The organism is Polyangiaceae bacterium (genome assembly GCA_020633205.1).
Classification (GTDB): Bacteria; Myxococcota_A; Polyangia; order Polyangiales; family Polyangiaceae; genus JAHBVY01.
Genome location: JACKEB010000015.1, coordinates 253399 through 276046, shown reverse-complemented (window position 1 = coordinate 276046; position 22648 = coordinate 253399). Strand labels below are relative to the sequence as shown.

At 64.8% G+C, this 22648-nt stretch carries 20 protein-coding genes; 7 read left to right on the top strand and 13 right to left on the bottom strand.

What is annotated here, in order from left to right:
- Positions 1–11 precede the first annotated feature (11 nt).
- Positions 12–992, bottom strand: coding sequence for a protoheme IX farnesyltransferase (gene cyoE, locus H6718_24025; GenBank protein MCB9588498.1), 981 nt, complete (start codon positions 990–992; stop codon positions 12–14).
- Positions 993–1172: 180 nt separating this feature from the next.
- Between cyoE and H6718_24020 the strand changes: the two genes are divergently transcribed.
- Positions 1173–1523 carry a DUF423 domain-containing protein gene (locus H6718_24020; GenBank protein ID MCB9588497.1) on the top strand — a complete coding sequence of 117 codons (351 nt, stop codon included), beginning with the start codon at positions 1173–1175 and terminating at the stop codon, positions 1521–1523.
- 46 nt (positions 1524–1569) lie between these two features.
- Here H6718_24020 and H6718_24015 read toward each other — a convergent pair whose 3' ends face one another.
- The 3 genes from H6718_24015 to H6718_24005 form a co-directional block, all read right to left on the bottom strand.
- Positions 1570–2772, bottom strand: coding sequence for a pyridoxal phosphate-dependent aminotransferase (locus H6718_24015; protein MCB9588496.1), 1203 nt, complete (start codon positions 2770–2772; stop codon positions 1570–1572).
- A gap of 2 nt (positions 2773–2774) precedes the next feature.
- Positions 2775–3014 carry a twin-arginine translocase TatA/TatE family subunit gene (gene tatA, locus H6718_24010; GenBank protein ID MCB9588495.1) on the bottom strand — a complete coding sequence of 80 codons (240 nt, stop codon included), beginning with the start codon at positions 3012–3014 and terminating at the stop codon, positions 2775–2777.
- Between the two features lie 77 nt (positions 3015–3091).
- Complete coding sequence (locus tag H6718_24005) at positions 3092–4048, bottom strand: hypothetical protein (protein MCB9588494.1); 957 nt, start codon at positions 4046–4048, stop codon at positions 3092–3094.
- Positions 4049–4178: 130 nt separating this feature from the next.
- Here H6718_24005 and H6718_24000 point away from each other — a divergent pair, with 130 nt between their 5' ends.
- Together H6718_24000 and H6718_23995 are read left to right on the top strand one after the other, a co-directional pair.
- On the top strand, positions 4179–4877 hold the full coding sequence (locus H6718_24000; GenBank protein MCB9588493.1) for a hypothetical protein: 699 nt from the start codon (positions 4179–4181) through the stop codon (positions 4875–4877).
- Between the two features lie 112 nt (positions 4878–4989).
- The gene (locus tag H6718_23995; protein MCB9588492.1) at positions 4990–6684 is read left to right on the top strand and encodes a protein kinase; all 1695 of its coding nucleotides are present in this window, start codon (positions 4990–4992) and stop codon (positions 6682–6684) included.
- 105 nt (positions 6685–6789) lie between these two features.
- Here the strand turns inward: H6718_23995 and H6718_23990 are convergent, their stop codons facing one another.
- From H6718_23990 to H6718_23960, 7 genes are all read right to left on the bottom strand, one after another.
- On the bottom strand, positions 6790–7323 hold the full coding sequence (locus H6718_23990; GenBank protein ID MCB9588491.1) for a DUF1232 domain-containing protein: 534 nt from the start codon (positions 7321–7323) through the stop codon (positions 6790–6792).
- A 61-nt stretch (positions 7324–7384) separates the two neighbouring features.
- A complete protein-coding gene (locus tag H6718_23985; protein MCB9588490.1) occupies positions 7385–8554 on the bottom strand; it encodes a protein kinase in 1170 nt (389 codons plus the stop codon).
- A gap of 13 nt (positions 8555–8567) precedes the next feature.
- Positions 8568–9803 carry a hypothetical protein gene (locus tag H6718_23980; GenBank protein MCB9588489.1) on the bottom strand — a complete coding sequence of 412 codons (1236 nt, stop codon included), beginning with the start codon at positions 9801–9803 and terminating at the stop codon, positions 8568–8570.
- 311 nt (positions 9804–10114) lie between these two features.
- On the bottom strand, positions 10115–11494 hold the full coding sequence (locus H6718_23975) for a VWA domain-containing protein (GenBank protein MCB9588488.1): 1380 nt from the start codon (positions 11492–11494) through the stop codon (positions 10115–10117).
- Between the two features lie 125 nt (positions 11495–11619).
- The gene (locus H6718_23970; protein MCB9588487.1) at positions 11620–12375 is read right to left on the bottom strand and encodes an SDR family oxidoreductase; all 756 of its coding nucleotides are present in this window, start codon (positions 12373–12375) and stop codon (positions 11620–11622) included.
- A gap of 3 nt (positions 12376–12378) precedes the next feature.
- Positions 12379–13401 carry a hypothetical protein gene (locus H6718_23965; protein ID MCB9588486.1) on the bottom strand — a complete coding sequence of 341 codons (1023 nt, stop codon included), beginning with the start codon at positions 13399–13401 and terminating at the stop codon, positions 12379–12381.
- Positions 13402–13948: 547 nt separating this feature from the next.
- Positions 13949–14458, bottom strand: coding sequence for a hypothetical protein (locus H6718_23960; protein MCB9588485.1), 510 nt, complete (start codon positions 14456–14458; stop codon positions 13949–13951).
- Positions 14459–14563: 105 nt separating this feature from the next.
- On the opposite strand from H6718_23960, the gene H6718_23955 reads away from it, so the two are divergent.
- Complete coding sequence (locus H6718_23955) at positions 14564–15472, top strand: branched-chain amino acid transaminase (protein MCB9588484.1); 909 nt, start codon at positions 14564–14566, stop codon at positions 15470–15472.
- A 444-nt stretch (positions 15473–15916) separates the two neighbouring features.
- Entirely contained in the window at positions 15917–16984 is a 1068-nt protein-coding gene (locus tag H6718_23950; protein ID MCB9588483.1) for a 3-deoxy-7-phosphoheptulonate synthase, read from the top strand.
- A gap of 99 nt (positions 16985–17083) precedes the next feature.
- On the opposite strand, the gene H6718_23945 is transcribed toward H6718_23950, so the two are convergent.
- Together H6718_23945 and H6718_23940 are read right to left on the bottom strand one after the other, a co-directional pair.
- Positions 17084–19270, bottom strand: a complete 2187-nt coding sequence (locus tag H6718_23945; protein ID MCB9588482.1) for a hypothetical protein — start codon at positions 19268–19270, stop codon at positions 17084–17086.
- Positions 19271–19373: 103 nt separating this feature from the next.
- A complete protein-coding gene (locus H6718_23940; protein ID MCB9588481.1) occupies positions 19374–19985 on the bottom strand; it encodes a TetR family transcriptional regulator in 612 nt (203 codons plus the stop codon).
- 295 nt (positions 19986–20280) lie between these two features.
- Between H6718_23940 and H6718_23935 the strand changes: the two genes are divergently transcribed.
- Together H6718_23935 and H6718_23930 are read left to right on the top strand one after the other, a co-directional pair.
- Positions 20281–21207 (top strand): MaoC family dehydratase, encoded by a 927-nt coding sequence (locus tag H6718_23935; GenBank protein MCB9588480.1) that lies wholly within the window; start codon positions 20281–20283, stop codon positions 21205–21207.
- Positions 21204–22637, top strand: coding sequence for a 3-oxoacyl-ACP reductase (locus H6718_23930; GenBank protein MCB9588479.1), 1434 nt, complete (start codon positions 21204–21206; stop codon positions 22635–22637). The genes H6718_23935 and H6718_23930 overlap by 4 nt, the downstream gene beginning before the upstream one ends.
- Positions 22638–22648: the final 11 nt, after the last annotated feature.

Sequence of the window (22648 nt, the reverse complement as noted above, 5' to 3'; positions counted from 1 at the left end):
CTCACCCCAGCTCAAGCGCTGATGCTGATCACCAGCGCCGCGTAGAGCACGACCAGGTAAGGCATCGAGGAGAAGAAGAGCACCTTTGCCCAGCGATCATCGTCCGCGACGCGGCGGCCAAAGAAGCCTGCGCCGTGCAAGCCCAGCGCTACGAACAACAGACCCGCGACGGCAGCGATGGCGAAGTAGGACCAGCCGGCAACACCCAACACCGTAGGTGCGAGGCTCACGAGGAGCAGCATCAAGGAATGAAAGATGATGAAGCGCTTGGCGCCAGCGACTCCGCGTTGGACGGCGATCACCTTCAACCCGGCGCGCGCATATTCAGAACGGCGGAAGATGGTGATGGCTGCGAAATGCGGCAGCTGCCAGACCAAGAGAATGGCGAACAGCAGCAGCGCTTCTTTCCCGACGGAACCGGTCACCGCCGCATAGCCGATCACGGGGGGGAGGGCACCCGGCACCGCGCCGACGTGCAGAGCAAAGTCGCTTGCGCGCTTGAGCGGCGTGTAGATCGCGACGTAGCTCACCAGCGCCAACGCAGCGAGCAAGCCGCTAGCGGGGTTCACCGCGAAGGTGAGCAACGGCAGGCCGACGGCGGCTAGACCGAGACCAAAGCGGAACGCCAGCTCCGGCGAGATGCGGCCGCTAGGCAGCGGACGCGTCGCGGTACGGGTCATCTTCGCGTCGACGTCCCGCTCGAGGAACATGTTCAGGGCGTTCGCTGAAGCAACGACGAGCACTGTCCCGAACAGCGCGACCAGCACCTTCAACCACTGGATCTCCGCCGGTGCCGCCAACGCGCCGCAGAGTGCCGTCACCATGACCAGGCGGGTAACACCAGGCTTGGTCAGCTCGACCAGCGCCTTGAGCTGCGCCTTCACCCCCGCGTCGACCAAAGCGGAATCCGCGAGACGGATCTCGACGGCCGCCGCTTGATGTGCGGACGCTTCGCGGAGCTGATTGAGGGTCGCTGTAGTGGGCGCTCGCATCGGGCTCAATTGGCGCGGCTTTCGCGCGTGGCACGCAGCATACGCTGGAGAACGTGCGCGGGATGCTGGTGAGAACAACAGAGTGGATTGATCATCGCGCCTGCACGCACGCGATTCGGCGAGTCTATACTCCAGCCCTGGCGCACTGGCCAGCTCCGCAATGTCGCACCGCTACCTTCCATGACCTGGCTGAAACTCTCAGGAATTCTTGGTTTTCTCGCCGTGGCTGCGGGTGCGTTCGGCGCTCACGGCCTGCGCAATCGCGTGGCGGCGAATCTGCTCGACGCCTACCAAACCGGCGCCCACTACCACCTGGTCCACGCAGTGGCGCTGCTGGCGCTGGCTCTGTACGCCCGGAGTGCACAGGTATCGATTCAGCTCCCCGCGCTCTGCTGGACCGCGGGCATCGTGTTGTTTTCCGGGTCGCTCTACGCGATGGCGCTGAGCGGCGTCACCAAGCTGGGGATCATCACGCCGTTCGGAGGGCTCGCCTTCCTGGCTGGCTGGATTGGCCTCTTGTGGTTGCGCTAGCGGAGCAGCGAAGGCTGAACGAAGCGTGAGGACAGGCGCGGGTGCTTCAGGGATCCCTGCGCGCGCCAGCCACCGCCGCCCGGATTGCTTCGAGGGCTCGCTGAATCCTCGCGGAATCAGTTGTCTGGGTGAAGCGCACGTGATTGGGCGCGCCGAAGGCGTCGCCGTCGATACACACGACGTGGGCGGTGTCGAGCAACCACAAGGCAACGTCTCGCGCCGAGGCAAGTTCGCGCCCTTGGTGCTGAATACCGTAGAGCCCACTGATCTCCGGTAGGACGTAGATCCCGCCCTCGGGAACAGAGCAGCTGATCCCATCGATAGCGTCCAGACCGGACGCCAGCACTTTCCGGGTTGCCTCGTATGCGGACCGTGCGGCCTCCACGACGCTTTGAGAGCCCGATAGCGCGCAGGCGGCGACAGCCTGCGCCACCACGCTCACACCGGAAGTGGATTGGCTCTGTATCTTCTCGAGCGAACGCGCCAAGCGCTTCGGCGCGATGGTCCACCCCACCCGCCAGCCCGCCAACCCGTAGGTCTTGCTGATGCCATCGATGATCAACGTGCGCTCCGCAAGCTCTGGTGCCGCGTTCACAATCGAAGCGTGGGGCTTGGAGTAGGTGAAGGCGTGGTACCCCTCAGCCGAAAGCACGTAGAGGTCATGCGCCTTCAGCACCCCCGCCAAGTCGCTGAGTTCTTCCGACGAGTAGGTCGCACCGGTAGGGTTGGCCGGGGAACACAAGATCAACGCCTTCGAGCGTGGGGAGATCGACCGCTCGAGCGCTTCCGGGCGGATCTTCCAGCCGTCTTCCTTCCGGGCATGAATGACGCGCGGAACACCACCCAGCAGCTCCACCTGTGCTGGGTGACTCACCCAGTAGGGCGCCGGAACGAGCACCTCGTCTCCCGGATCCAGCAGCATCATCAGGCTATTGAAGAGCGCCTGTTTCGCGCCGAACGAAACCACCACCTGAGACGCCTTCGCCGCGAACCCCCGGTCACGCTCGGATGTCTGCGCTATGACGCTTCGAAGCTCGTCCGTGCCCGCCACCGGCGCGTAGTGATTCGCGTGATGCAGCGCATCGCGCGCGGCCTCGAGCACTGCGGCTGGGGGCTCGAAATCCGCCTCGCCTACGCCAAAGTCGAGGATCGGCTTTCCCGCCGCGCGCAGCTCCTCCACCCGCGCGTTCATCGCCAGAGTGGCCGACGCGGGAACCCGGTCGAGCCGCGCCGCAACCCCCCTCGCCACGCCTAGCTGTTCTCCTCTTGCTTGCTCTTCGAGGAACTCTTGGCACCGCTGCCTTCGGTGAGTTGCTTCGGTTCCTTGGGTTCTTTGGACGGCTCTTCCTCCTCGTCCTCACCCGCGATCCCCTTCTTGAAATTGCGGATGCCTTCTCCAAGGCCCTTGCCGATGTCCCCGAGCCGGCTAGCACCAAACAGCACCAGCACAACGAGGGCGATCAAGACGATTTGCCAGGGGCCAACACTCATGATTTCTCCCTGCCGCCCAAGTCCGGGCGGCTCGATTTGGGGAGCTGTTCCCTATCACCCCGCCGCGAGTCGGGCAATCACCGGGAAAGCAGCCTCGTTTGGAGCCGATCCAGGAGCAGCGCACTGATCCAGCCAAGGCACGCGAGGATCGGCAGCAACCCGTAAGCGATGCTTGGAAGCGCCCGTCGATCCACCTCTTTCAGAACCACCACGCCGAGCACACTGGTCAACGCGCAGACCACCAGAACGCCTCGCGACCGCAGCGTGTGGAGCAACGGCAGCAGAAACCAGGCCATCAAGCCGCCGCTCGCCGCGAGCCCGAGCGTGCGCCCCCACCCTCGAACCATCGCCTTGGGTGCGACGAACCCCCGCACCCGCACGCGCCCCACGTCAACGTGGATCCAACGATCGTCGGCGCTCTGGACCAGCCACTCGCTCGCCCCCAGCTCGAACTCCGACGAGGAGACTTGCCGCGGATCCGAAATCGCAAACCAAGCTGGCCGCGAGCCGGGGATGCGGCCGACGACGCGCCGGGAGTCACAGTGTTCGACCAAGCCGCCAACAGGGATCCTCGCGACTTCGCCGGGGTGGCCATCGCAAAACCGCTGTCCCGCAGTGACGAACTCACTCAGCACCCGGCTGGGAGCGCTGTCCACTGGACCACTCAGCAGCCGAGTCGCGCAAGCCACACACAGGGCGAGTGCGCTAAGCCCCACTGCGCTTCGCCAAGCGAGCCCGGACGGTCGAAGCCCGAGCGCTCCCAAAGCGCGCAGCTCACCCCGCTCAACCGCGAGAATCCATCCCACTAGCCAGCCCAAGGGCACTCCCACTTGAAGCGCCAACTCGAGGCCAGAAGCGAGCAACACGCGCGCAAACGGCCAAATCACCGCCGATGGCATGTCTCTCGCGAACATCCACGGGAGCAGGCGCACCCAAGCAGCAAACACCCCAAGACAGGTCACGAGGCCGAACCCCCAGCTGGCGCCCTGGACATCGCGGCCAGCCACCCACTTGAGGGTCGCCCACTTCAGCATGTTCCGTTCTGCACCGTTTGTGACACAGTCGCCTGACCCCGAGCTGGGTTGGAGGTGTTTGTCTCACCGGGTCCAAACCCGCGTGATATGCTAGCCGCCCTTCGAGCACAGCTCGTAGGCCATTGGAGGGATGATGCGCTTTGGTTCTTCTTCGGTGCGCCGCACCATCAGCAAACTAGCCCTGGCCGCCGCTGGCGCCGGAATGGCGCTGTTGGCGCAGCCACAAACCGCTCACGCGCAGTCGAATGAGGTTTCCGCGACTGGCAAAGGCATCGCGGGTGGCACGCTGCTCGGCGCCGAAGCGGTCATGCTCACCGAAGCAGCTCTCAAGGTGAAGCCCGCCTGGGCCTATGCCGTTGGCGGCATCGCGGGTGGCATCGGCGGTGGTGTCGCCGGCTACTTCGCTGAACAAGGCAGCAGCGCCAAGCTGCCGCTGTACCTACTCGCTGGTGGCATGGCGCTCGCCATTCCCACCACCGTGGCCGTGCTCAGCGCCACCGCTTATGAGCCTCCAGCCGACTACACTGAAGACCGCGGCCCAAGCGATGAGCCGGTCGCCGATCCCGCCGCTCAAGGAGAGCCAATCTCCCAGGCGCCGGTGAAGCGAAAGCAGGCGGAGCGGCGCGTGGCCAAACTGACGCCCCGCGAGCGCATGGAAAGCCGAATGCAGCTCACTCCGCCAGCGTTGCTCGGTCTGGGTGAAGGCTATGTCGCGCTGAGCGTGCCAGCCGTCGAAGTTCGCGACGTCTTCAGCGCCCAGGAGACCCGCCAATACGGCTTCTCTCAAGAGACCGAAGTCCGCGTCCCGGTTCTGAACTACTCGTTCTGAAGTAGTGGGAGCAAACCCCGAGCAATTGCGCGAGCTGCTTTGCCTTTCGGGCGATGGGGCATGTAACCTGCGTTACGTTGCTCGGCGTTCCGGCCGTAGCGAGTGAGCGTATATGGTACAGGCCAAACCCCAGCGCCGAACTGACGACCCATCCCTGAACAAAGTCATCGCGGGGCGATACCGCCTCGAAGCGCGCATCGGCGAAGGCGGCATGGGCATCGTCTATCGCGCGCGTCACGTGCTGATCGACCGTGTCGTTGCGGTAAAGCTCATCCGCCCTGATTTACGCGGGGAAACGCACCTCCGGGCTTGGATGTTGCGCGAGGCGCGCGCCGCGAATCGCGTCGATCACGCGCACATCATCGACATCCACGATATCGGTGAGACTGACGAGGGCGAACTCTATCTGGTGATGGAGTACCTGGTCGGCACGCCCCTCTCTGCAGAGATTGCGCGCGGGCAGATGCCCATCCAACGCGCCGTCGATATCATCGAGCAGATGGGCGCCGCTTTGGCTCGCGCCCACGACCTAGGCGTCGTCCATCGCGACCTCAAGAGCGACAACATCTTGCTCACGGCGCGGGGCGGTCGACGGGACTTCGTGAAGATCCTGGACTTCGGTCTGGCGGCACTCGCTCACGACCCAAGGCTTGCGCCCAAGGGGGCCGTCTTCGGTACGCCCGAGTACATGTCGCCGGAGCAAGCGCGCGGCGAACAAGCGGGGCCGCAGTCTGACCTCTACGCGCTCGGCATCCTGTTCTTCGAAATGCTGACGGGCCAGCTGCCGTTCCGCTCGAGTGACCGCGACACGCTGCTCGAGATGCAGCGTAAATCGCCAGCGCCGCGCCCCGCGACGATTCGCAAGGACTGTCATCCGGTCGCAGAGCGCATCGTGCTGCGCCTGCTCGAGAAAGATCCCCGCAAGCGCTACCGCGATGGCCATCATTTGCTTGAAGAGCTCAAGGCGCTACAGCGCTCTCTGCCCTCCCAGGGCTGGGAGAAGGATAGCAGCGTCGCGCCGGCTGCAGCCCCACCGCCTCCACCGCCCCCACGCTCACCGGGCGTGACCGAGTGGGCCAACCGCGCAGGGCTGTTCTCCCGCATGATCGCGCGAGCGTATCCGTCCGGCAATGGTCCTCCCGAGGTACTGCAAGGCGCTGCACGGCTGTGGGACACCGCGGCCAAGGCCAACGGCCTCGAGGGAGAGATCGCCAGTCATACGCGCAAGCTCGAAGCCCTGGAACGCCGTGGCCGCGCTCTCCGCGCGGAAATTGGTCGTAAGGTGGAGGAACTCGCTCAAGAGGAGTCCCGTTCCTTGCGCGATGCGGCTGCCTTCGCCGAGGAGGAGGAAGCGGCCCGGACGGAGCTTTCTCGCACCGAGAAGGAAGCCCTGGAGACCTTGTCTCAGGCGGACGCTGCAGAACGCGCCGGACGCGGCTCCCGTGCGATCTTCGAGCGTGCCGGAGCGAGCCGCGCGATGGTCGAAGCCAAGCGACAATGGCTCGACACCCGCCGGGCAAAGCGCGAAGCCAAGGAAGGGGTCGCGCGAGACCTGAGGCGGCAAATCGAAGAGCTCCGAGATCAACTCGCGCGCTACGCGGAGGCCCTCGAAGAGGACCTGGCGCAGGGAAGAGAAAAGGTCGCGGCGCGATCGCGTGAAGGCTTGCGCTACGAGAAGGCCTTCATGGAGAACAGCAACCTGCTGATCGGCCACTTGAAGGGCAAGCCGGAGTGCCGAGATCTGCTGAATGAGCTGATTTCGTCATCCGAAGGCGAGAGCAAGAACTCCCGCGGTTCGGATCGCTGAAGCGACCGTGCTCCGGTCGCGCCGTGACGCGCGCGCCTGCTGTTCGTGCCGGCCGTGAATCATTGGTGCGCGCCTGATTCGAGCGCGCTCCAAGGTGCGCGTCGCTCAGCTGGGGAGCTTGGTTGCCAAGAACGCGCGCAACTTCACCAGGTTCTTCTCGTCCCTGGCGAACGTGGGGGCGTCGTAGCCCTCCGCCCAAGCCCGGGCCTCGCCGACGAGCTGCTCGCGTAGCCCGGCGTCAGCGACCACCTCGTCTACGGTGCGGCCTCGGGCAGCGACCTGGCTGAGCCCACCAACGTAAGTCTCGAGACGCGAGAAGTCCTCTTCCAGGAAGGCTTCGATCAGCTGAGCGTCCGCTGCAAGCCGCTTGAGCGATTCATTGTCAGGGCAGCCCGCCAGGGCCTTGGACGCTGCGACTCGCACCACGAATGCGTCGTCGATGAAGCCCAGATCCTCAATTCCGTCCGGAATCAAATCGAGGGACTTGAAGAGATAGTTGATACCTCCCGTCACCCAGCGGCGGGTGCCTTCGTCCAGCTCGTCGTCGCTGAGCAGGTCGGCGAGCGATGCGATGTCCGGCCCCAGGCTCTTCAGCCACTCCGGGAATGCTTCTAGGCAGCGCGCTTTCAGATCACTCATCTCGGTCCCTTGGTCCTAGTGTGTTGTGTCGCGTTCGCCGGCAGCGCCATGCGCCGCTCGATCAGCGGGCCAGGAGCATGCCGAGTAGCACGCCGAGACACAAGCAAGCGCCTGCCAAGAGCAGCGCGACCCAGAGTGAAATTCGCGGACCGCGTCGCTGTTCGACCACCTCTACCGGCGGCGCGAAGTGTCGATCCTGCTGCCCGGACTGGACCGGGTTGTCCGCGGAAACTCGCGTGTTCGTGCGGGGAACACCAGGCGCGGGAGCGGAGACCAGCGACGGCACCCTAGCCGGTGCCGTACCGGCCAGGGTTGGGGGTGAGGCAGCGGTGTTTGGAACGACGCTCGCAGCGGGGGCGACTGACGCATGCCCAAGGGGAACGGCGCGCATCGCTGACAACATCTCAACGGCGGTCTGAAAGCGCTCGACGGGCTCCTTGGCCAGAGCACGCTCGAAGAACCCATCCCAGGTCGCCAGCTCCGGCGACCGCGAGCCGAGCGGAACGATGGGCTCCGTGAGCGCGGCGGTCATGCGAGCGAATTCGGTAGGCGCACCGAAGGCCTGTCGGCCACTCAACAGCTCATACAGGATCACCCCGACAGCCCAGAGGTCGCTACGCAGGTCGCTCTCTTTGACGTTCTTGATTTGTTCGGGGCTCATGTAGCCAGGAGTCCCGAGCATCATGCCCGTCTTCGTCTTGCGACTCATACCGCCCGCGGCATCCATCACGCGCGCGAGGCCCAGATCCAACAGCTTGACGCGGTCGCCTTCAGGAGCGGTGAGCACGAAGACGTTGTCGGGCTTTACGTCGCGGTGAATCACTCCAACCCGGTGCACCGCGTCCAGGGCTTCGAGCAGCTGACCACAGATCTCGACTGCCCTGCGCGGAGCCATCGGGCCCGTCATCAAAGACTGGAGCGACTGTCCGCTCAAGAGCTCCATCACCAGGTACGGCGTTCCATCCTCGGCGCGCTGGGCTTCGAACACCCGCACGATGCCTGGATGGTCGAGGCGCTTCGCCGCCTCCGCCTCGGCAAGGAACCGAGCCACCGTGGTCTCCTCCTCGACGAACTCGTGCTGGAGCAGCTTCACCGCCCACGTTCCCGGCGAAGACTGGTGGTGAGCCTCGTAGACGATGCCCAGCCCGCCTTGCCCGATGACCCGCACCAATTTCCAGGTGCGGTTCAGAACAGCTCCGACGAGCTCTTGGGGGTCGGTTAGCGCGACCATCGCGCCGTGTGTATCACGGACGGCAGCAGAAGGTCTGCGTTCCCGTCAGCGTCACTTGCCCCCCCGGCATGCCGCCGCTCGGGGTGCACGCGCCACCGGGGGTGGCGAGACTGCTGCGCCGCATCGACCAAAATCCGAAATCCATGGGACCGTCGAGGTTCTTGCAGCTGCTCGAGTTCACCGTCGAGTCGTCTCCGCCGCAGTCGTTCAGGTCATACACCTTGTACGTCCCGGGGCTGCAAGTGGTGTTGGGTGCGCAGCTACAGGCGGAGCAGGTGCGTGCATCGGAACCATTGGCGGACGCGACGCGGCGGAGGTTCCAGCCCGAGGGGCAGTCTTGTTCCCCCGCCTTGCTAACGCAGATGTAGCCCGCGTAATCAGCGGCAGCGCGCGGGACACAGGACTGCTGCGCTCCGCAACCACCACCCGGCGGCGTTGCGTCACCGCAGATGTCCACCATGCCCTGGAACAGATTCGTGTCCACCTGAGCGCCACCTTGGGGTTGGCAGCTACCCGCGTTGGTCACCGCCGGTTGGCCCAGATAACACGAGCCTTTGTCGCCGGATCCCGGCTTGTGGCAGTTGCCGTCAGCGAGGTTCGAAGTCCAGTCGCTTGGGTTGTTGCAGCTCCCGTTGCCCATCGCACAGAAGATTGGCGTATCCCCGCAGGTCGCACCGTTCAGGGGCGCACACGCACAGGCGCTACAGCTCGAAGGCGTCGGTTCCGTAAAGTAACGCGTAGGCTGGACCCCGCCCGCGCACGGCAACTTCGGGGTCGCGGGGTCATAGGTGTCGTAGTCACGCAACCTGAAGTAGCCCTGCCAGCCGGCAGGGGCGGTGTCGACGCATTCGTAGCTCGCACAGTCTACCGCGTCCGCGCAGTCAACCAGGTTGTCGTGATCATTGTCCACACCGTCAGTGCAGACGCTTTCATTCCCCACGGCACCGCCTGAGCCTGCCGCACCAGCGCCCGCAGTGCCAGCAGTGCCAGCCACGCCAGCGCTCCCGCCGACTCCGGCAACGGCGCCAGTGCCACCCTCACCCCCTACTCCTCCGACGCTTTGATTCCCACCGAAAGAACCGTTACCGGCGCTTGAACCACCCTGAGAGTTACCCCCAGAATCGAGCCCGGCAGCGCCACTGACGCCTCCATCGATGGTGTTGGTCAAACCAGCACCGCCCCGCTCGAGGGTGCAGGCCGCGACGGACAGACCAAGCAAAGCGCAAATCAAACGGGAAGAACTAGACATACGGGGCATCCGCCTGAAGGAGACGGGTCAAAGCGAGTTGGACACAAGTGCGCCCTCGACCGAGGTCGCGTGGGGACCCGTTAGTTTGGATCGCACTTGCTGTCACGCTCCAGCAGAACGAGAAGTTTTTGATGGCGTCAACGTAGTCCCACGTCGTCAAGAGTAGGCCCATAAGCGGCGCAGTTGGAGCCGTTGCGGACGGCGGCGCCGCCGACTGTTTTTCCATGTATCAACGCAACGTGCCCACGAACCCTCACGACTTTTTGCGGCGTTGTTTCAGCTCCAAGTCGCAAGCGCTAAAGACGCGGAGATCACCGCGTGGCTTCGAGCAGCGTCTGCAGCACTTCGGCTTGCTGCGCTAGGCTTGGATCTCGGCTGACACGCGCCATCTTTTGCAGCGACCTCGCCTGCCACTCGACGACCCCCGTCAGCCCGCCCAGACGATCGACGTCGTTGCCCTGGAACACACGCTCCAGCCTGCGCACCATCGCGAGTCCCGAGGCGTAGGCGATGACGTCTCCATTGCGCTGATTCGCGAGCACTTCGATGTCTTGGCTGTAGCGCAAGCCGAGGTTCAAGCTCGAGCGGGAGTGCTTGGAGAGGCCCTCGACACGGTAGTCCGCTTTCAGCCGCACCGTGAGCGGTTGCCCTTCGTGCCATTCGGGGATCGCAACTCGCAAAACCTCCGTGCGCGACTCCCCAAGGTTGAAATCGCCGAGGGGGAGCCGATCGGCTTCGAGTCCCCACTCGACGTCTGCGCCCGATGCCTCGAGGATACGCAACGGCGCCGGCGCGGAAGTCAGCTCGAGAGTCAGGTCACGGATCACGACTGGCCCTGGCGGAGGCAGCCACTCGACTAGCGCGTCGAGCCGTTGCTCCATATCACCCCGCACGACCCGTGCATCGCTCGGGAAGTTCGCGCGTTCTTCTGCAGCTACCACGAGCAGGCGGTCCCCCAGCTCTCGATGCAGCGCAGCCAGGGCGCGAGCAGGGACACCACCGCGTGAGTCCGCGAAGCCGAGACCATCGCTGATCACCAAGACACGGCCGCTGCGCCCCTTCCCGCGCAGCTGCTCCCGAGCGGCCTGTAGCGCGCCGTAGAGCGCCCCGCGCGTTGCACGAGGGTGTGCCAAGTTCTGCTCCACCGCTCCGGCGATCAACGCGCGATGGGTCCCCGGCAGGAGCGGCACCAAACGTTGATTGCGCCGAGCATCCAGCACCATCACGCGATCCTTTGCCCCCAGATCCTCGAGCGCGGTGTAGACCAGATCTAGCGCCTCGGGATTGCTGAAGTCTACCACCAAAATCATTTCCGCGGGGGACCGTAGCTCAGGTCTTAGCTTGGGGAACGCCTGAGCCGGCACCACCACATCGACGCGCAACAAGAGCTCACCGCCCCACGTCGGCGCGTAGACGTCGCTGGTTCGCACGACGAAGCTCACCCCGCGCCCCGCCACGCTGATGGGCTTGGAGCGCCGCGTGAGGACACCGTTCGCGGGGAGCAGAAAGCCAGTCGGTGGCTCCCACGGTTCAAACGCACTCGTGCGACGCACGGGCTGCGGCGGATCACTGCGGTCGATGAACTGCACGCCGTTGGCGGTGAGCACGGTCGCACCGCGCTGTCCGCCTTCGGCGAACACGAGCTGACCGTCCTGACTCAGCACGGGCGCCGCGCAGCCGGCGATCGACAAAGCTCCACAGGCCAACACCCATCGCCCGACTGCCCTCACGCAATCTTGCCAGCGCCCCAAGACTCACACTCCCTGACGCAGACAAACCGGCGTATGCGGCGTGGCTGGGTCGCAAGGAGTCTAGTTCACATGAAGCGCCCAGGCACGACTGGGAGGCTGGAACTGAGTCCACCGTCGACGGCGATGGCCTGACCATTGAGGTAGCTGCTCGCGTCCGAGGCTAAAAAAAGCGCGGCCTGCGCGATTTCTGCAGGTTGCCCCGGGCGACGCAACGGATTGAGCTGTCCGATCTTGCCCTCGCTGCCCCGGGCGCGCGCGACCTCGAAGACCATGCGCGTCATGCCCGTCTCGACCAGCCCGGGGCACACCGCGTTGACGCGCACTCCGCTCCCAGCGAGCTGCTGGGCAGTCGTTTGCACCAAGTTGATCACTGCCGCTTTGCTCGCGCTGTACGGAATCGGCCCAGCACCGGAGCGCAGACCAGCGACGCTCGCTGTACACACGATGGCGCCGCCTCCTTGATTCCGCATGGCAATGGATGCCTGCTGAACGCAGTTGAAGGTGCCGACCACGTTGACGCGCAGCACGTCGAGCCAGTCCTGGGCGCTCAAGTCTTCGAGCAGCGCCAGGCTCCCCAGAACACCCGCGTTCGCGATGCACACGTCCAACCCACCGAACGCGTCGACGGCGCGCTGAAAGCTCGCCTTGACCCCCTCGGGGTCACTGATATCGCAGGCGCCGGAGAGTTCTGCGTCGCTCGTAAATTCCGCGCGGTCTAGCGCCATCACGCGGGCGCCCTCTGCGATCAGCTGCTCGACGCAGGCCTGCCCAATGCCACTCGCCGCCCCCGTAACAATGGCGCGTTTGCCCTGAAAGCGCATCGCTTAGAAGTGACCAGCTAGGCCGACAGACGGCTGCCGAGGGTCAAAGCCGACATCGAAACGCAGGTGCTTGTTACTCGCCGCCTTGGGCTCGCTGCCGGACGAGCCGGTCAAGAGCCAGATCGCGGCGACGCTGACGCCCACAATGCCAATCCCCAGCGTGACGCCGGTGAGCATCGAGTAGCTTTCCCCGCGGCTTTGTGTGTCCTCGAGGGTGTCCGGACAGACGTCGTTGATGCACTCGGAGTCCAGGTCGGAGTTCGCCTGGCCGCGCAGGATGTAGAACACGCCGCTGGCAGCGAGACTCGCGACGCCCAAGCCGCCGATGATCCACGGCATCGGGCTGCCGCTCGACGGGGGCAAACCATCCTTGGAGTCGAAGGCGGCCACTTGGCTGTCGTCGTCCGGCTTCGGCTCATCGTCGTCCGTGGCGACGGGCTGCAAGTCGGGCGGCACATCCAACATCACCTGATCTTGTTCGCCTTCCTTCACCTGCACGGTGCGCTCAAAGCGACGACCATCGGGCAGCGTCACCTTGATCAGGTGCGGCCCCGGGTCGACGTTCACTTCGCGCCCGATCTGCGCCTGACCGAGCTCGACGCCGTCTAGGGCGATCTTCGCGGATTCAGCCCCTTCACCACGCTCGATGATCAGGCGCGGGACACGCTTCTCCAGCTCCTCCCGTGCAGTCCGCACCTCAACCAACACGCTTTCCGGTACGCCGTCGGTCGTGCCTGCTTCGTGCTCGGCGAGGCGATAGCCGCCGAGCGCTTCATTGAGCCGACCAAGCTTCTCCTTGCAGCGCGCGATGTGGAAGCGCACCTGCGGGGTCATGCGAATGCGAGCCACCTTCTCGAAGGACGCGAGAGCACCAGCCCAGTCGCTCGCAGCTTCCTGGGTGAGGCCCTGACTGTAGAGCGTGCGCGCCTGCTGGATTTCCGCAGGGGTCTGCGCGCTACCGCTGACAGAGACCAAACTCAGCGCGCCCAGCACCAGCGCGGAACCAAACAAGCGACGAGAAGACATGCGATTGGAAGAGAGCATTGCAGTACGGGAATGTGAGGGGCGAAGCATGCAGGGCAGCAGGCTACTACATCGAGCAACAAACGCCCGCGAGCGGGCGCAGGATTGTCCTACAGGTGGCGAGGGAGGTGGGTGAATGGACGCTCGCGGTCTGCTTGGTATTTCGGAGCGTTTCTCGAGTTTCCGCCAACGATCCTCGCGGTCTGCCCCGCATAGCCGAAGCGAGCGCGTCGCGCCAATCGGCCAGCTAACCGAGAGAGCGCGCTGACCAGGCTTCGCCGGCGCACGCTCAGCGCCGCTTCCGCTCATTGCCATGTGCAATTCGCGCCCGGGTGGCGCGAACAAGGAACAACGCGCGCCCGGGTGGCGCGAACAAGGAACAACGCGCGCCCGGGTGGCGCGAACAAGGAACAACGCGCGCCCGGAAGGCGCTAACGAACAACGGTTCTACCAACGCCCGCGAGCCCTACGCGATTGGGCGGGCTCCCGCGAGTGACAACTTGGAGACATCGGGTGCAAGCACATCCACGCGGAACACGCCGGCCAGCTATTAGCAGCTGCACCCGGACCCCGTGACTCGCTCCTCCGCGCGCCCCACCCGAGTGCGGGCTCGGGTGCAGGGATCGCTGGTGGTCCCGGCAACCTCACAGATGCGTGCGGCGGCCCGACGCATTCCCTCCAGAGCCTGGCAGCCGACGTCGCAGGCGCTGAGCTCGCGGCGATCGCCGCCTGAGTCCTCATCGTCCAAGTCAGCTGACTCCGGGGCCGGTGCGGGGGCCGCAGGTGGAGGTGGTGCCTCGGCGGCGGGTTCTTCCGCGGCCTCGCCGCCGGTCACGTCGCCAACCGGCGCCTCGGGCGCTTCGGTCCCTTTGTCGCGGAGGTCCAGCGCGCCAAAGCGACCCTCGAGTTCGGACTGATGCTCATCCAGACGACGCTCGAGTTCCTGCAGATCGCTGGTGGGTGGCTCTCCCGGCGCTGGTGCCGCACCACCGCATCCGCTGACCAAGCCAAGCCCGAGCAGACCCAAAGCCCAAGCGACGCGCTGCGTTCCCTTCACCATTGCATGGCAGGATACACGCGTTGCCTGGGTGGACGCCGCGGGAGTTAGCCAAGTCAGCGGCTTTCGCGTTGAATGCCCAGGGGGATCTGGCAAGCTCGCCGCGCCATGATCACCTACATCGACGGAAAGTATGTGGACGACGCTGAAGCAACCGTCAGCGTTCGTTCCAAAGCCTTGAACTACGGCTTGGGCTGTTTCGGCGGTGTGCGGGGCTATCTCGGTGACGATGAGAAGCAGGTCTTCGTGTTCCGTCTGGATGCGCACATCAAGCGCCTCCGCGACGCCGCGAACGTCCTGTATCTGCAGTTGCCCGGCGATGACCAAGCCACGGGAGAAATCCTGCTGGAGGTCCTGCGCCGCAACGAAATCCACCAAGACATCTACCTCCGCCCACTGCTGATTCACAACTCGACCCAGCTGACACCGGTGTTGCTCGAGGACGACACGAGCTTCATCGTCTACTGCTTGCCGCTGAACCGCTACATCGACAAAGACGCCATCGACGTCTGCATCTCGTCGTGGCGCCGCGTGCAGGACAACGCGATCCCTTCTCGGCTCAAGTCCACCGGCGCGTATCTCAACAGCGCGCTGGCTCGGCGTGAGGCGAAGGACAACGGCTACGACGAAGCCATATTCCTCACGGAAACTGGCTTCGTCAGCGAAGGCAGCGCGGAGCACATCTTCATCGTGCGCGACGGAACGCTCTTCAGCCCGCCGAGCACGGAGAACAACCTGGACGGCATCACGCGTCGCAGCCTGATCACCCTCGCCACTGAAGATCTCGGCCTGAAGTTCCACGAGCGCCCCCTGGGTCGCTCGGAGCTCTACTTCGCCGACGAGATGTTCCTGTGTGGCACCGGCGCTCAGGTCACTCCCGTCAACTCCGTGGACAAGCGCAAGATCGGCGGTGGCGGTGTGGGCGAAATCACGAAGAAGCTGCAAAAGCACTTCCTCGACGTGTGCCGGGGCCGGGTCGAGAGCCGGAAGAGCTGGCTGACTCCCGTCTGGGGCTGAACGCCCGGTGTCTGGGGCTGAGCTAGATTAAATTTCCACAAGGTAATCAACGCCGGGCGAAAGCGCTCGGCGTTTTGCCTTTGTGCGAGGTCTAGAGCCTGAGCACGGGCGCTCTCCCGGCGATCCTCACCCCCCGATCCTGCTCTGGGATCCGCACTTCTGGATTTCTTGGGGGGGAGGCGCAACGTTTCGCGGCAACCCAGCTGTCGCCAAGGTGGTGTTTTGCCCTGCTGTTTGACCTTGGACTCGGAGCGCAGTAAAGTGCAGCCACTGATGAACGGGCGAGTCTATTTCTGGCGCTTTTTTTACTTCGGGAGCCATCCCGGGGCGCGCCGCTCTCCGTCTTGAGTCGATACTGAGATGAGCACCACGGCCCCGGGAAACCCTGGGGCCGTTCGGCTTTGTGCGAGCGACCCAGGGCCCGAAGCCAAGCAAGAGGACGCCATGAGCAATCGAGTCGAAAACAGCAACCTGCAAGGCTTCGAGCCTCTCCTCACACCGCTGAGCGCAAAGCAAAGCTGCCCTTTGAGTGCGCCAGCTGAAGAGCTCGTGCTGCGCACCCGGAGCGAGATCAAGGCGCTGCTCCGTGGGGAAGACAAGGACCGCATGCTGTTGATCGTCGGTCCGTGTTCGATCCACGACCAAAAGGCAGCCTACGAGTACGCGAGTCGCTTGGCGGAGCTTCGTGAAGAGCTCACAGACGTGGCCGTGATCGTGATGCGCACGTACTTCGAGAAGCCGCGCACCACCATCGGCTGGAAGGGCCTGATCAACGACCCGGATCTAGACGGCAGCTGCGACATCGGCAGCGGCCTGCTCAGGGCGCGCCAGACGGTGCTAGCGATCAACGAGCTCGGCGTACCTTGCGCTAGCGAGGCGCTCGATCCCATCACCCCGCATTACCTCGCGGATCTCCTTAGCTGGGCAAGCATCGGTGCGCGCACGACGGAGAGCCAGACCCATCGCGAGATGGCCAGCGGGCTATCGATGCCCGTCGGCTTCAAGAACGGCACCGATGGCAGCCTGACTCCCGCCGTGAACGCGCTGATCTCCGCGGGGCACTCTCACGCCTTCTTGGGTATCAACGACGACGGCTTGACCAGCGTGGTGAAGACCCGCGGCAACCCCGACCGCCACGTGGTGCTGCGAGGCGGACCGCGCCCGAATTACCACACCGAAGACATCGAGGAGGCGCAGGCCCTCGTCGCTGAAGTCGCCCCAGAGCTCACGCGCGCGGTGATGGTGGACAGCTCTCACGGCAACTCGAGCAAGGACTACCGCCGCCAGGGCCGCGTGTGCAAAGACGTGGTGCGTCAGTTCGCCCTTGGACAACGAGCGATCTTGGGACTCTTGATCGAATCGAACCTCCGCGCCGGCAACCAGAAGTGGACCGGCGACAAAGCCAAGCTCGAGTACGGCCTCTCCATCACCGACGGCTGCATCGGCTGGGAGGAGTCCGCAGAGCTCTTGCGCTGGATCGCCGGTCAACTTCGAGCGCGCAAGGCGGCTTGAGATCGCTTTGATGGTCACGCGCATTGCCGCGCGGTAGCTCTTCGAGCCGCCGCGCGCTGCTGCGCAATGCGGCGTTGGGCGTCAGTGCGGCGTTGGGCGTCAGTGCGGCGTTGGGCGCGCGCAACGTCCGTTGATGCAAAGGTAACCGGAAGACGCGCCACAGCAATCAGCTGCGGTCGTGCAACTCTCGTCTTCGTTGGAGCAACCGGTGGGCGGCGGCACGCACTCGAACACCGGAGCACCCGCGTCGTCGCTGCCCGTCTGACGACAGAAGCCGTCGCAGCACTCGGCACCGGACTCGCAGGAAGCGCCTTGAGCCTTGCACGGCTCGAGCGCCGTGAACGCGCGCATATTCCCCGCGGCAAGCTCTTGTCCCGGGAGATAGAAGGCAGGGTGGCTCGGGTCGAGCTTGCCCTGGTAGTCGATGTCCACCGCGGCGACCCACAGCTTCTTTCGAGGGGAAGGCATCTCGCCGTTGGCGTCGTTCGTGCCCCACTTGTTGTCACCGCCAGGCTCGGTGCCTCCTGGCGCTACGACGTTGCCGTAGGCGCGACGGCTGGTGAATACCACCCAGTAGTAACCTCCGACGGGCACCGGAAGCACGGTGGGCTCGTAGTTCAAGCGCCCCTCCTCGGTCTCGCCGTACGGCAGGTAAGAAGCGCCGCTCGCCTCGTAGCCGTTGAGCGCCGAGAGCGAGCTGACCGCTTGGCTCTGCAGGTCGACCAAGCGGATTTCGGCGAACGCGTGGGTGTTGGCGTTGCCCGTGTCGTAGGCATCACCCTCGTGAAACAGCACGGATTGAGAGTCCGGAGTGAAGCTCGGCCAGCCGACGACTTGGCTGCTTGCCACCACCGGATTCGGGACGCCGAAAGTCGGCGGCGTTGTGGTGCCGTCAAAGTCCATGACCGCCAGCGTCTTGCCAGAGTTGTGCTCTTGCCAGCTGAACGCCACCTTCGTCGCATTTGGCGCGAAGGTCGGAGTCATGGCGTACTGAACCTGACTCTCGAACGTAGGCGCCGAGACCTGGGCGCCGGTAGCCGTGTCGTAGAGGCGCGACGGGTAGTCGCCCGAGAGTCCGCGAATCGCCGGACCGCTCGTTGGCACGCCATTCGAGAGCATCAGCGCTCCGTCTGGAGTCAGCCCGCCGAATGACATCTTCCGCCCGTCGCCGTCGGTGTAGCGCGGCGTCGCGTTTCCGTCGGGAGTCAGATCGAAGCTCCCGGATTCAAGCGGATTGCCGTTGCCCCAGTTCAAGCCTCCAACCAGCACATTGCCTTGAGAGCTGACCGAGTGACACACGGTGCACTGGCCGATCATCACCTCCGCGGCCCCGCCGGGGCGCACGCGCATCACCGCGCCGGTGTTGGTCGAAGCCGAGCGGTACGTGTTGTAGTAGATGATGCCTTTCAGGGACCCTTGGGCGATGCGCCAGCTTTCACTCACCGGTCCAGTCGCCGTGCCGCCGCTCAGCTTGCTGGCTTTGACCTGGACATCCACGCCGGCGCCGGCGCTCTTGGTGATCGCTTCCCACACATTCGGCGGCAGGGTCACGCGGCTGGGGTTCGAGGCTCCGAAGTAGCCAACATAGCTGAAGTCTGGAAAGCTCACTTCGACGCGCATGGCGTCCGCGGCGCTGCCGCCGAACTGCATTTCGGGACCACTGAGTCCTCGCGGAAATATCGTCTTGTCGTACGGGTACAGCCACTTGAACGCAGCGTCGGAGGCGCCGCCAGCGTCCAACAAGCCACGGTCAGCGTCTGGAACGCCTGCGGCATTGTCGGTGATGTCGACGACCACCTTGAGCGTCGTCGATGCCTCGAGATCGCCTACGCGGGCGGTTACGCCGACGGATCCCGCGATGAATCCACCGGAAGTGAAGGTCCCGGCGCTGTCGATTGTGCCCAGCACCACGTCATCGAGCAGCCAGTTGGCGGTCGCCGTCGTTCCGTCGCTGAGCTTCGCAGCGAACCCCTGAGTGGCCGGGCTACCGCTGACGTTCAAGACCGGGTTCTGGGGCTCGATGGATAGGGTCAGCGGTGAGCTCGAGTCGAGGTTCAGTCCGCCAGCGGTGCCACCGTCACCCGCGCTGCCTCCAGGGCCGCCATCTGTCTGACCCCCGCTGCCACCGGTGAGCGTGTTGCCACCATTGACACTGGCGCCGCTGTCGCTACCGCAGGCGGCGAAAACGCCGGCCGCGGCGATGCTCAGCAGCAAGACGAGGGTCGAAGTCGTGCGCTTCGAGAGCGAAACGCAGCTCGAAGAACGCGTGTGTGGGGGCAAACGCATGTTTGAATTCTACCAGGCCGCTCGACCCGCCGACAGCGTCCGTCTCGCTCCGTTCGGAACATTCGCGCGCGAATGTGGCCCACCGATCAGCGGGGAGCCGCGCTCACTCGCGAAACAGTGACACCTTGGCCAACCTTCGCAGCTCCTTGAGGTGACGCTCTTCAACCTCCGGCGACGCTTGTTCAGGCGCCAACGCTGCGTGCACGAGGGCGGCGTTGCTCAATGTGGCGATCGTCAGCGTGACGACATGGAGCAGATACGATTCTTCATCCACATCCTCGCGGATCTGCCCGATGCGCTTGCCCGTGCGGATGTACTCGGCGACGACCCGCAGCCAGGGCCGGAGGTTGTCTATCACCTGCTCTCGCATGTGCGCTGGGCGGTCCATCAGCTCACGCATCAGCAGCAGCGCGCGATCTGGATCCTCACGGAAAAATCGAATGAGCTCATTCGTCAGCGCTTCGAAGCGAGCGTGTCCGCTGGTAACGGCCTCCAAGAGCTGCGGTACGGTGCTTCGCCAGTGGGCGAACAAGTTCTCGAGCACCGCAGCGCGCAGAGCGTCCTTGGAGGGGTAGTGATAGAGCAGCGTCGGCTTGGTGATCCCAACCTGTGCTGCGATGGCCTGCAGTGAGGTGCCGTCGAAGCCCTGACGGGCGAATAACCGCGTCGCCGCCTCGCAGATCAGTTCCGCACTCGAAGCGCGCTGAGTGTCCACGCCCCGTCTCTACCGCCTGGTAGAGAGCGGAGCAAGCGACGCTGTCTTGTGTTGCGGGAATGCTGCAAGACGTCAAAACCCGCTCTCTCCAGAAACCATGCCAATCTGCCGTAGGAGGGACACCGGAACACTCCCAAGGGTTGAGTCGAAGCGCACCTGAGCGAAAATTCAGGCAGAATGACGCGTTGCAGAAAATCCCTTGCTGCTCCTCTACCGGGTGGTAGACAGCGTGCGGCATCGCAGGGAGACGCCTGCGATACGACCGCCCGCAGTCGCCGGGCTCACGAGGTAGTTCATGGGCGTATCGAATCGACACATCCTGACCCAAGCACCCGTCATCGGCGCCCTTGGGCGCACCGCGTTTGCAGCCTTGCGCCAGAAGCCTGGCGCTGGCGCCACTCCGGTCACTCCTGGGCCCGAGTTCCGCACGGAGATTGACCCGCTCCCCACGGCGCTGGTCAAGGACTACATTCGACACGTGGGAGGTGACCCCAGCGCTTACCGTGGCATCGTCCCGGCGCACCTCTTCCCCCAGTGGGGCTTTCCCCTAGCCACCCGCACGCTCGAGGGGCTGCCCTACCCGCTGCTCAAGGTGATGAACGGCGGCTGCCGCATGCGAGTCAACTCCCAGCTCCCGCTGGGCAAGAAGCTCCAGGTTACCGCGCGTCTCGAGAGCATCGACGACGATGGTCGCCGAGTCGTGCTGCAGCAACACGTGGTGACCGGCACGAAGGAGCAACCAGAGGCCGTGGTCGCTGACTTCTTCGCGATCGTCCCGCTGCCGAAGAAGCAAGACCAGGCAAACGGGCAGTCTCCAAAGAACGGGCAAGCCAAGAAGGACAAGCCGCGCGTGCCGAGCAACGCCCGCGAGATTGGCTACTGGAAGTTGCCAGCGAACGCTGGTCTGGACTTCGCCAAGTTGACCGGTGACTTCAACCCGATTCACTGGATCCCCGGCTACGCGAAGGCTTCAGGCTTCCGGAACGTAATTCTGCACGGATTTTCCACGATGGCGCGCACCGCCGAGGGCTTGAATCGGGGCCTCTTCGCCGGAAGCATCAAGGCACTCCACGAGCTCGACGTGCGCTTCACGCGACCGTTGGTCTTGCCAGCAAGGGTCGGGCTGTACGTCCTCGATAACTCGGTGTTCGTCGGTGACGCCCCGGGTGGCCCTGCGTATCTCGTCGGTAGCTTCAACAACGAACACGGAGAACAACCATGAGCGACATCCTGCTCGACCTGGCTCAGAACCCTCGCGCCCGTAAGCTGATTCAAAGCGCCGGCCTGCCCATCCCGATGCCCGCGCAGCTGCTACGTCAACGCGGGCCGTCCGTGGAGCGCCCCCTGATGGATCAGTCGGTGTTGGTCGGTGGCATCGGCGAACTCACGCCCGTGATCGCTCGCACCCTGATCATCGCCGGTGGGAATCCCTGGCTCGCCGCTCCTGAGCTGGAAGGCCCGTTCAAGGAGCTTGGTGAAGCGTACGGTCGCCTGCCGAAGCTCGTGAGCGAGCCCGAGCTCGGCGAAAACAAGAAGCCGAGTATCGGCTCGATGGTCTTCGATGCGACGGGCATCCAGAGCCCAGCAGATCTGGACGCCGTCTACTCGTTCTTCCATCCCTGGTTGCCCGAGCTGCGCAAGAACGCGCGCATCGTGGTGCTCGGCAGGCCCCACGAGACAGCAACCAGCGCAGCTGCCGCGGCGGCGCGCAGCGCGCTGGAAGGCTTCACCCGCAGCCTCGCCAAGGAGCTAGGCAAGAAGGGCGTGAACGCCAACTTGATCCGCGTGGAAGAGGGCGCGGACGACCGCGTCGCTGGCGTGCTGCGCTTCTTGCTCAGCCCCGCTTGCACCTTCGTCACTGCCCAGCCCATCAGCGTCAGCGCCAGCGCAAAGTTCGATGGCGAGGTCTCGTGGGTGCGCCCGCTCGCAGGAAAGGTCGCGCTGATCACCGGCGCGGCCCGCGGAATCGGTGCCGCTACGGCGGAGATCATGGCGGCAGAGGGCGCCCACGTCGTGTGCCTCGATCGCCCCGATGACGACGGTCCGGTGAGCCAGGTCGCACGCAAGATCGGCGGCTCGGTGCTGCTAGCAGATGTCTCCGATCCCGAAGCGCCGGGGAGCATCGCCCGCGCATTGAAGGAGCAGCACGGCGGCGTCGACATCGTCGTTCACAACGCAGGCGTGACGCGCGACAAGACGCTCGCGCGGATGAAGCAAGCGCTGTGGGACCAGGCGATCGACATCAACTTGAGCGCCGTCGAGCGCATCACAAGCGAGCTCCTGAAGGGCACGCTGAACGACGGCGGGCGCATCGTGAACCTATCATCTATCGCGGGCATCGCCGGTAACGTAGGCCAGACCAACTACGCGGCGTCGAAGAGCGGCATCGTTGGCCTCACCAAGCACCTGGCTCGCGAAGTCGCGGACCGCGGCATCACGGTGAACGCGATCGCTCCTGGCTTTATCGAGACGCGCCTCACCGCGGCGATTCCGGTCGTAATCCGTGAAGCCGGTCGCCGCATGAGCGCCTTGGGTCAGGGCGGACAACCAGAGGACGTCGGCCAAGCCATCAACTTCTTGTGCACGCCTGCCGCCGCTGGCGTCACAGGCAACATCATCCGTGTCTGCGGAGGCGCCCTAATCGGCGCCTGATTGGAGGAAAC

Coding starts and splice junctions, on each gene's coding strand:
- H6718_23960 (MCB9588485.1), bottom strand. CDS start 14,458: ATGGTGAAGGGAACGCAGCGCGTCGCTTGGGCTTTGGGTCTGCTCGGG.
- H6718_23955 (MCB9588484.1), top strand. CDS start 14,564: ATGATCACCTACATCGACGGAAAGTATGTGGACGACGCTGAAGCAACC.
- H6718_24000 (MCB9588493.1), top strand. CDS start 4,179: ATGATGCGCTTTGGTTCTTCTTCGGTGCGCCGCACCATCAGCAAACTA.
- H6718_23945 (MCB9588482.1), bottom strand. CDS start 19,270: ATGCGTTTGCCCCCACACACGCGTTCTTCGAGCTGCGTTTCGCTCTCG.
- H6718_24020 (MCB9588497.1), top strand. CDS start 1,173: ATGACCTGGCTGAAACTCTCAGGAATTCTTGGTTTTCTCGCCGTGGCT.
- H6718_23995 (MCB9588492.1), top strand. CDS start 4,990: ATGGTACAGGCCAAACCCCAGCGCCGAACTGACGACCCATCCCTGAAC.
- cyoE (MCB9588498.1), bottom strand. CDS start 992: ATGCGAGCGCCCACTACAGCGACCCTCAATCAGCTCCGCGAAGCGTCC.
- H6718_23985 (MCB9588490.1), bottom strand. CDS start 8,554: ATGGTCGCGCTAACCGACCCCCAAGAGCTCGTCGGAGCTGTTCTGAAC.
- H6718_24005 (MCB9588494.1), bottom strand. CDS start 4,048: ATGCTGAAGTGGGCGACCCTCAAGTGGGTGGCTGGCCGCGATGTCCAG.
- H6718_23980 (MCB9588489.1), bottom strand. CDS start 9,803: ATGTCTAGTTCTTCCCGTTTGATTTGCGCTTTGCTTGGTCTGTCCGTC.
- H6718_23930 (MCB9588479.1), top strand. CDS start 21,204: ATGAGCGACATCCTGCTCGACCTGGCTCAGAACCCTCGCGCCCGTAAG.
- H6718_23990 (MCB9588491.1), bottom strand. CDS start 7,323: ATGAGTGATCTGAAAGCGCGCTGCCTAGAAGCATTCCCGGAGTGGCTG.
- H6718_23970 (MCB9588487.1), bottom strand. CDS start 12,375: ATGCGCTTTCAGGGCAAACGCGCCATTGTTACGGGGGCGGCGAGTGGC.
- tatA (MCB9588495.1), bottom strand. CDS start 3,014: ATGAGTGTTGGCCCCTGGCAAATCGTCTTGATCGCCCTCGTTGTGCTG.
- H6718_23935 (MCB9588480.1), top strand. CDS start 20,281: ATGGGCGTATCGAATCGACACATCCTGACCCAAGCACCCGTCATCGGC.
- H6718_23950 (MCB9588483.1), top strand. CDS start 15,917: ATGAGCAATCGAGTCGAAAACAGCAACCTGCAAGGCTTCGAGCCTCTC.
- H6718_23965 (MCB9588486.1), bottom strand. CDS start 13,401: ATGTCTTCTCGTCGCTTGTTTGGTTCCGCGCTGGTGCTGGGCGCGCTG.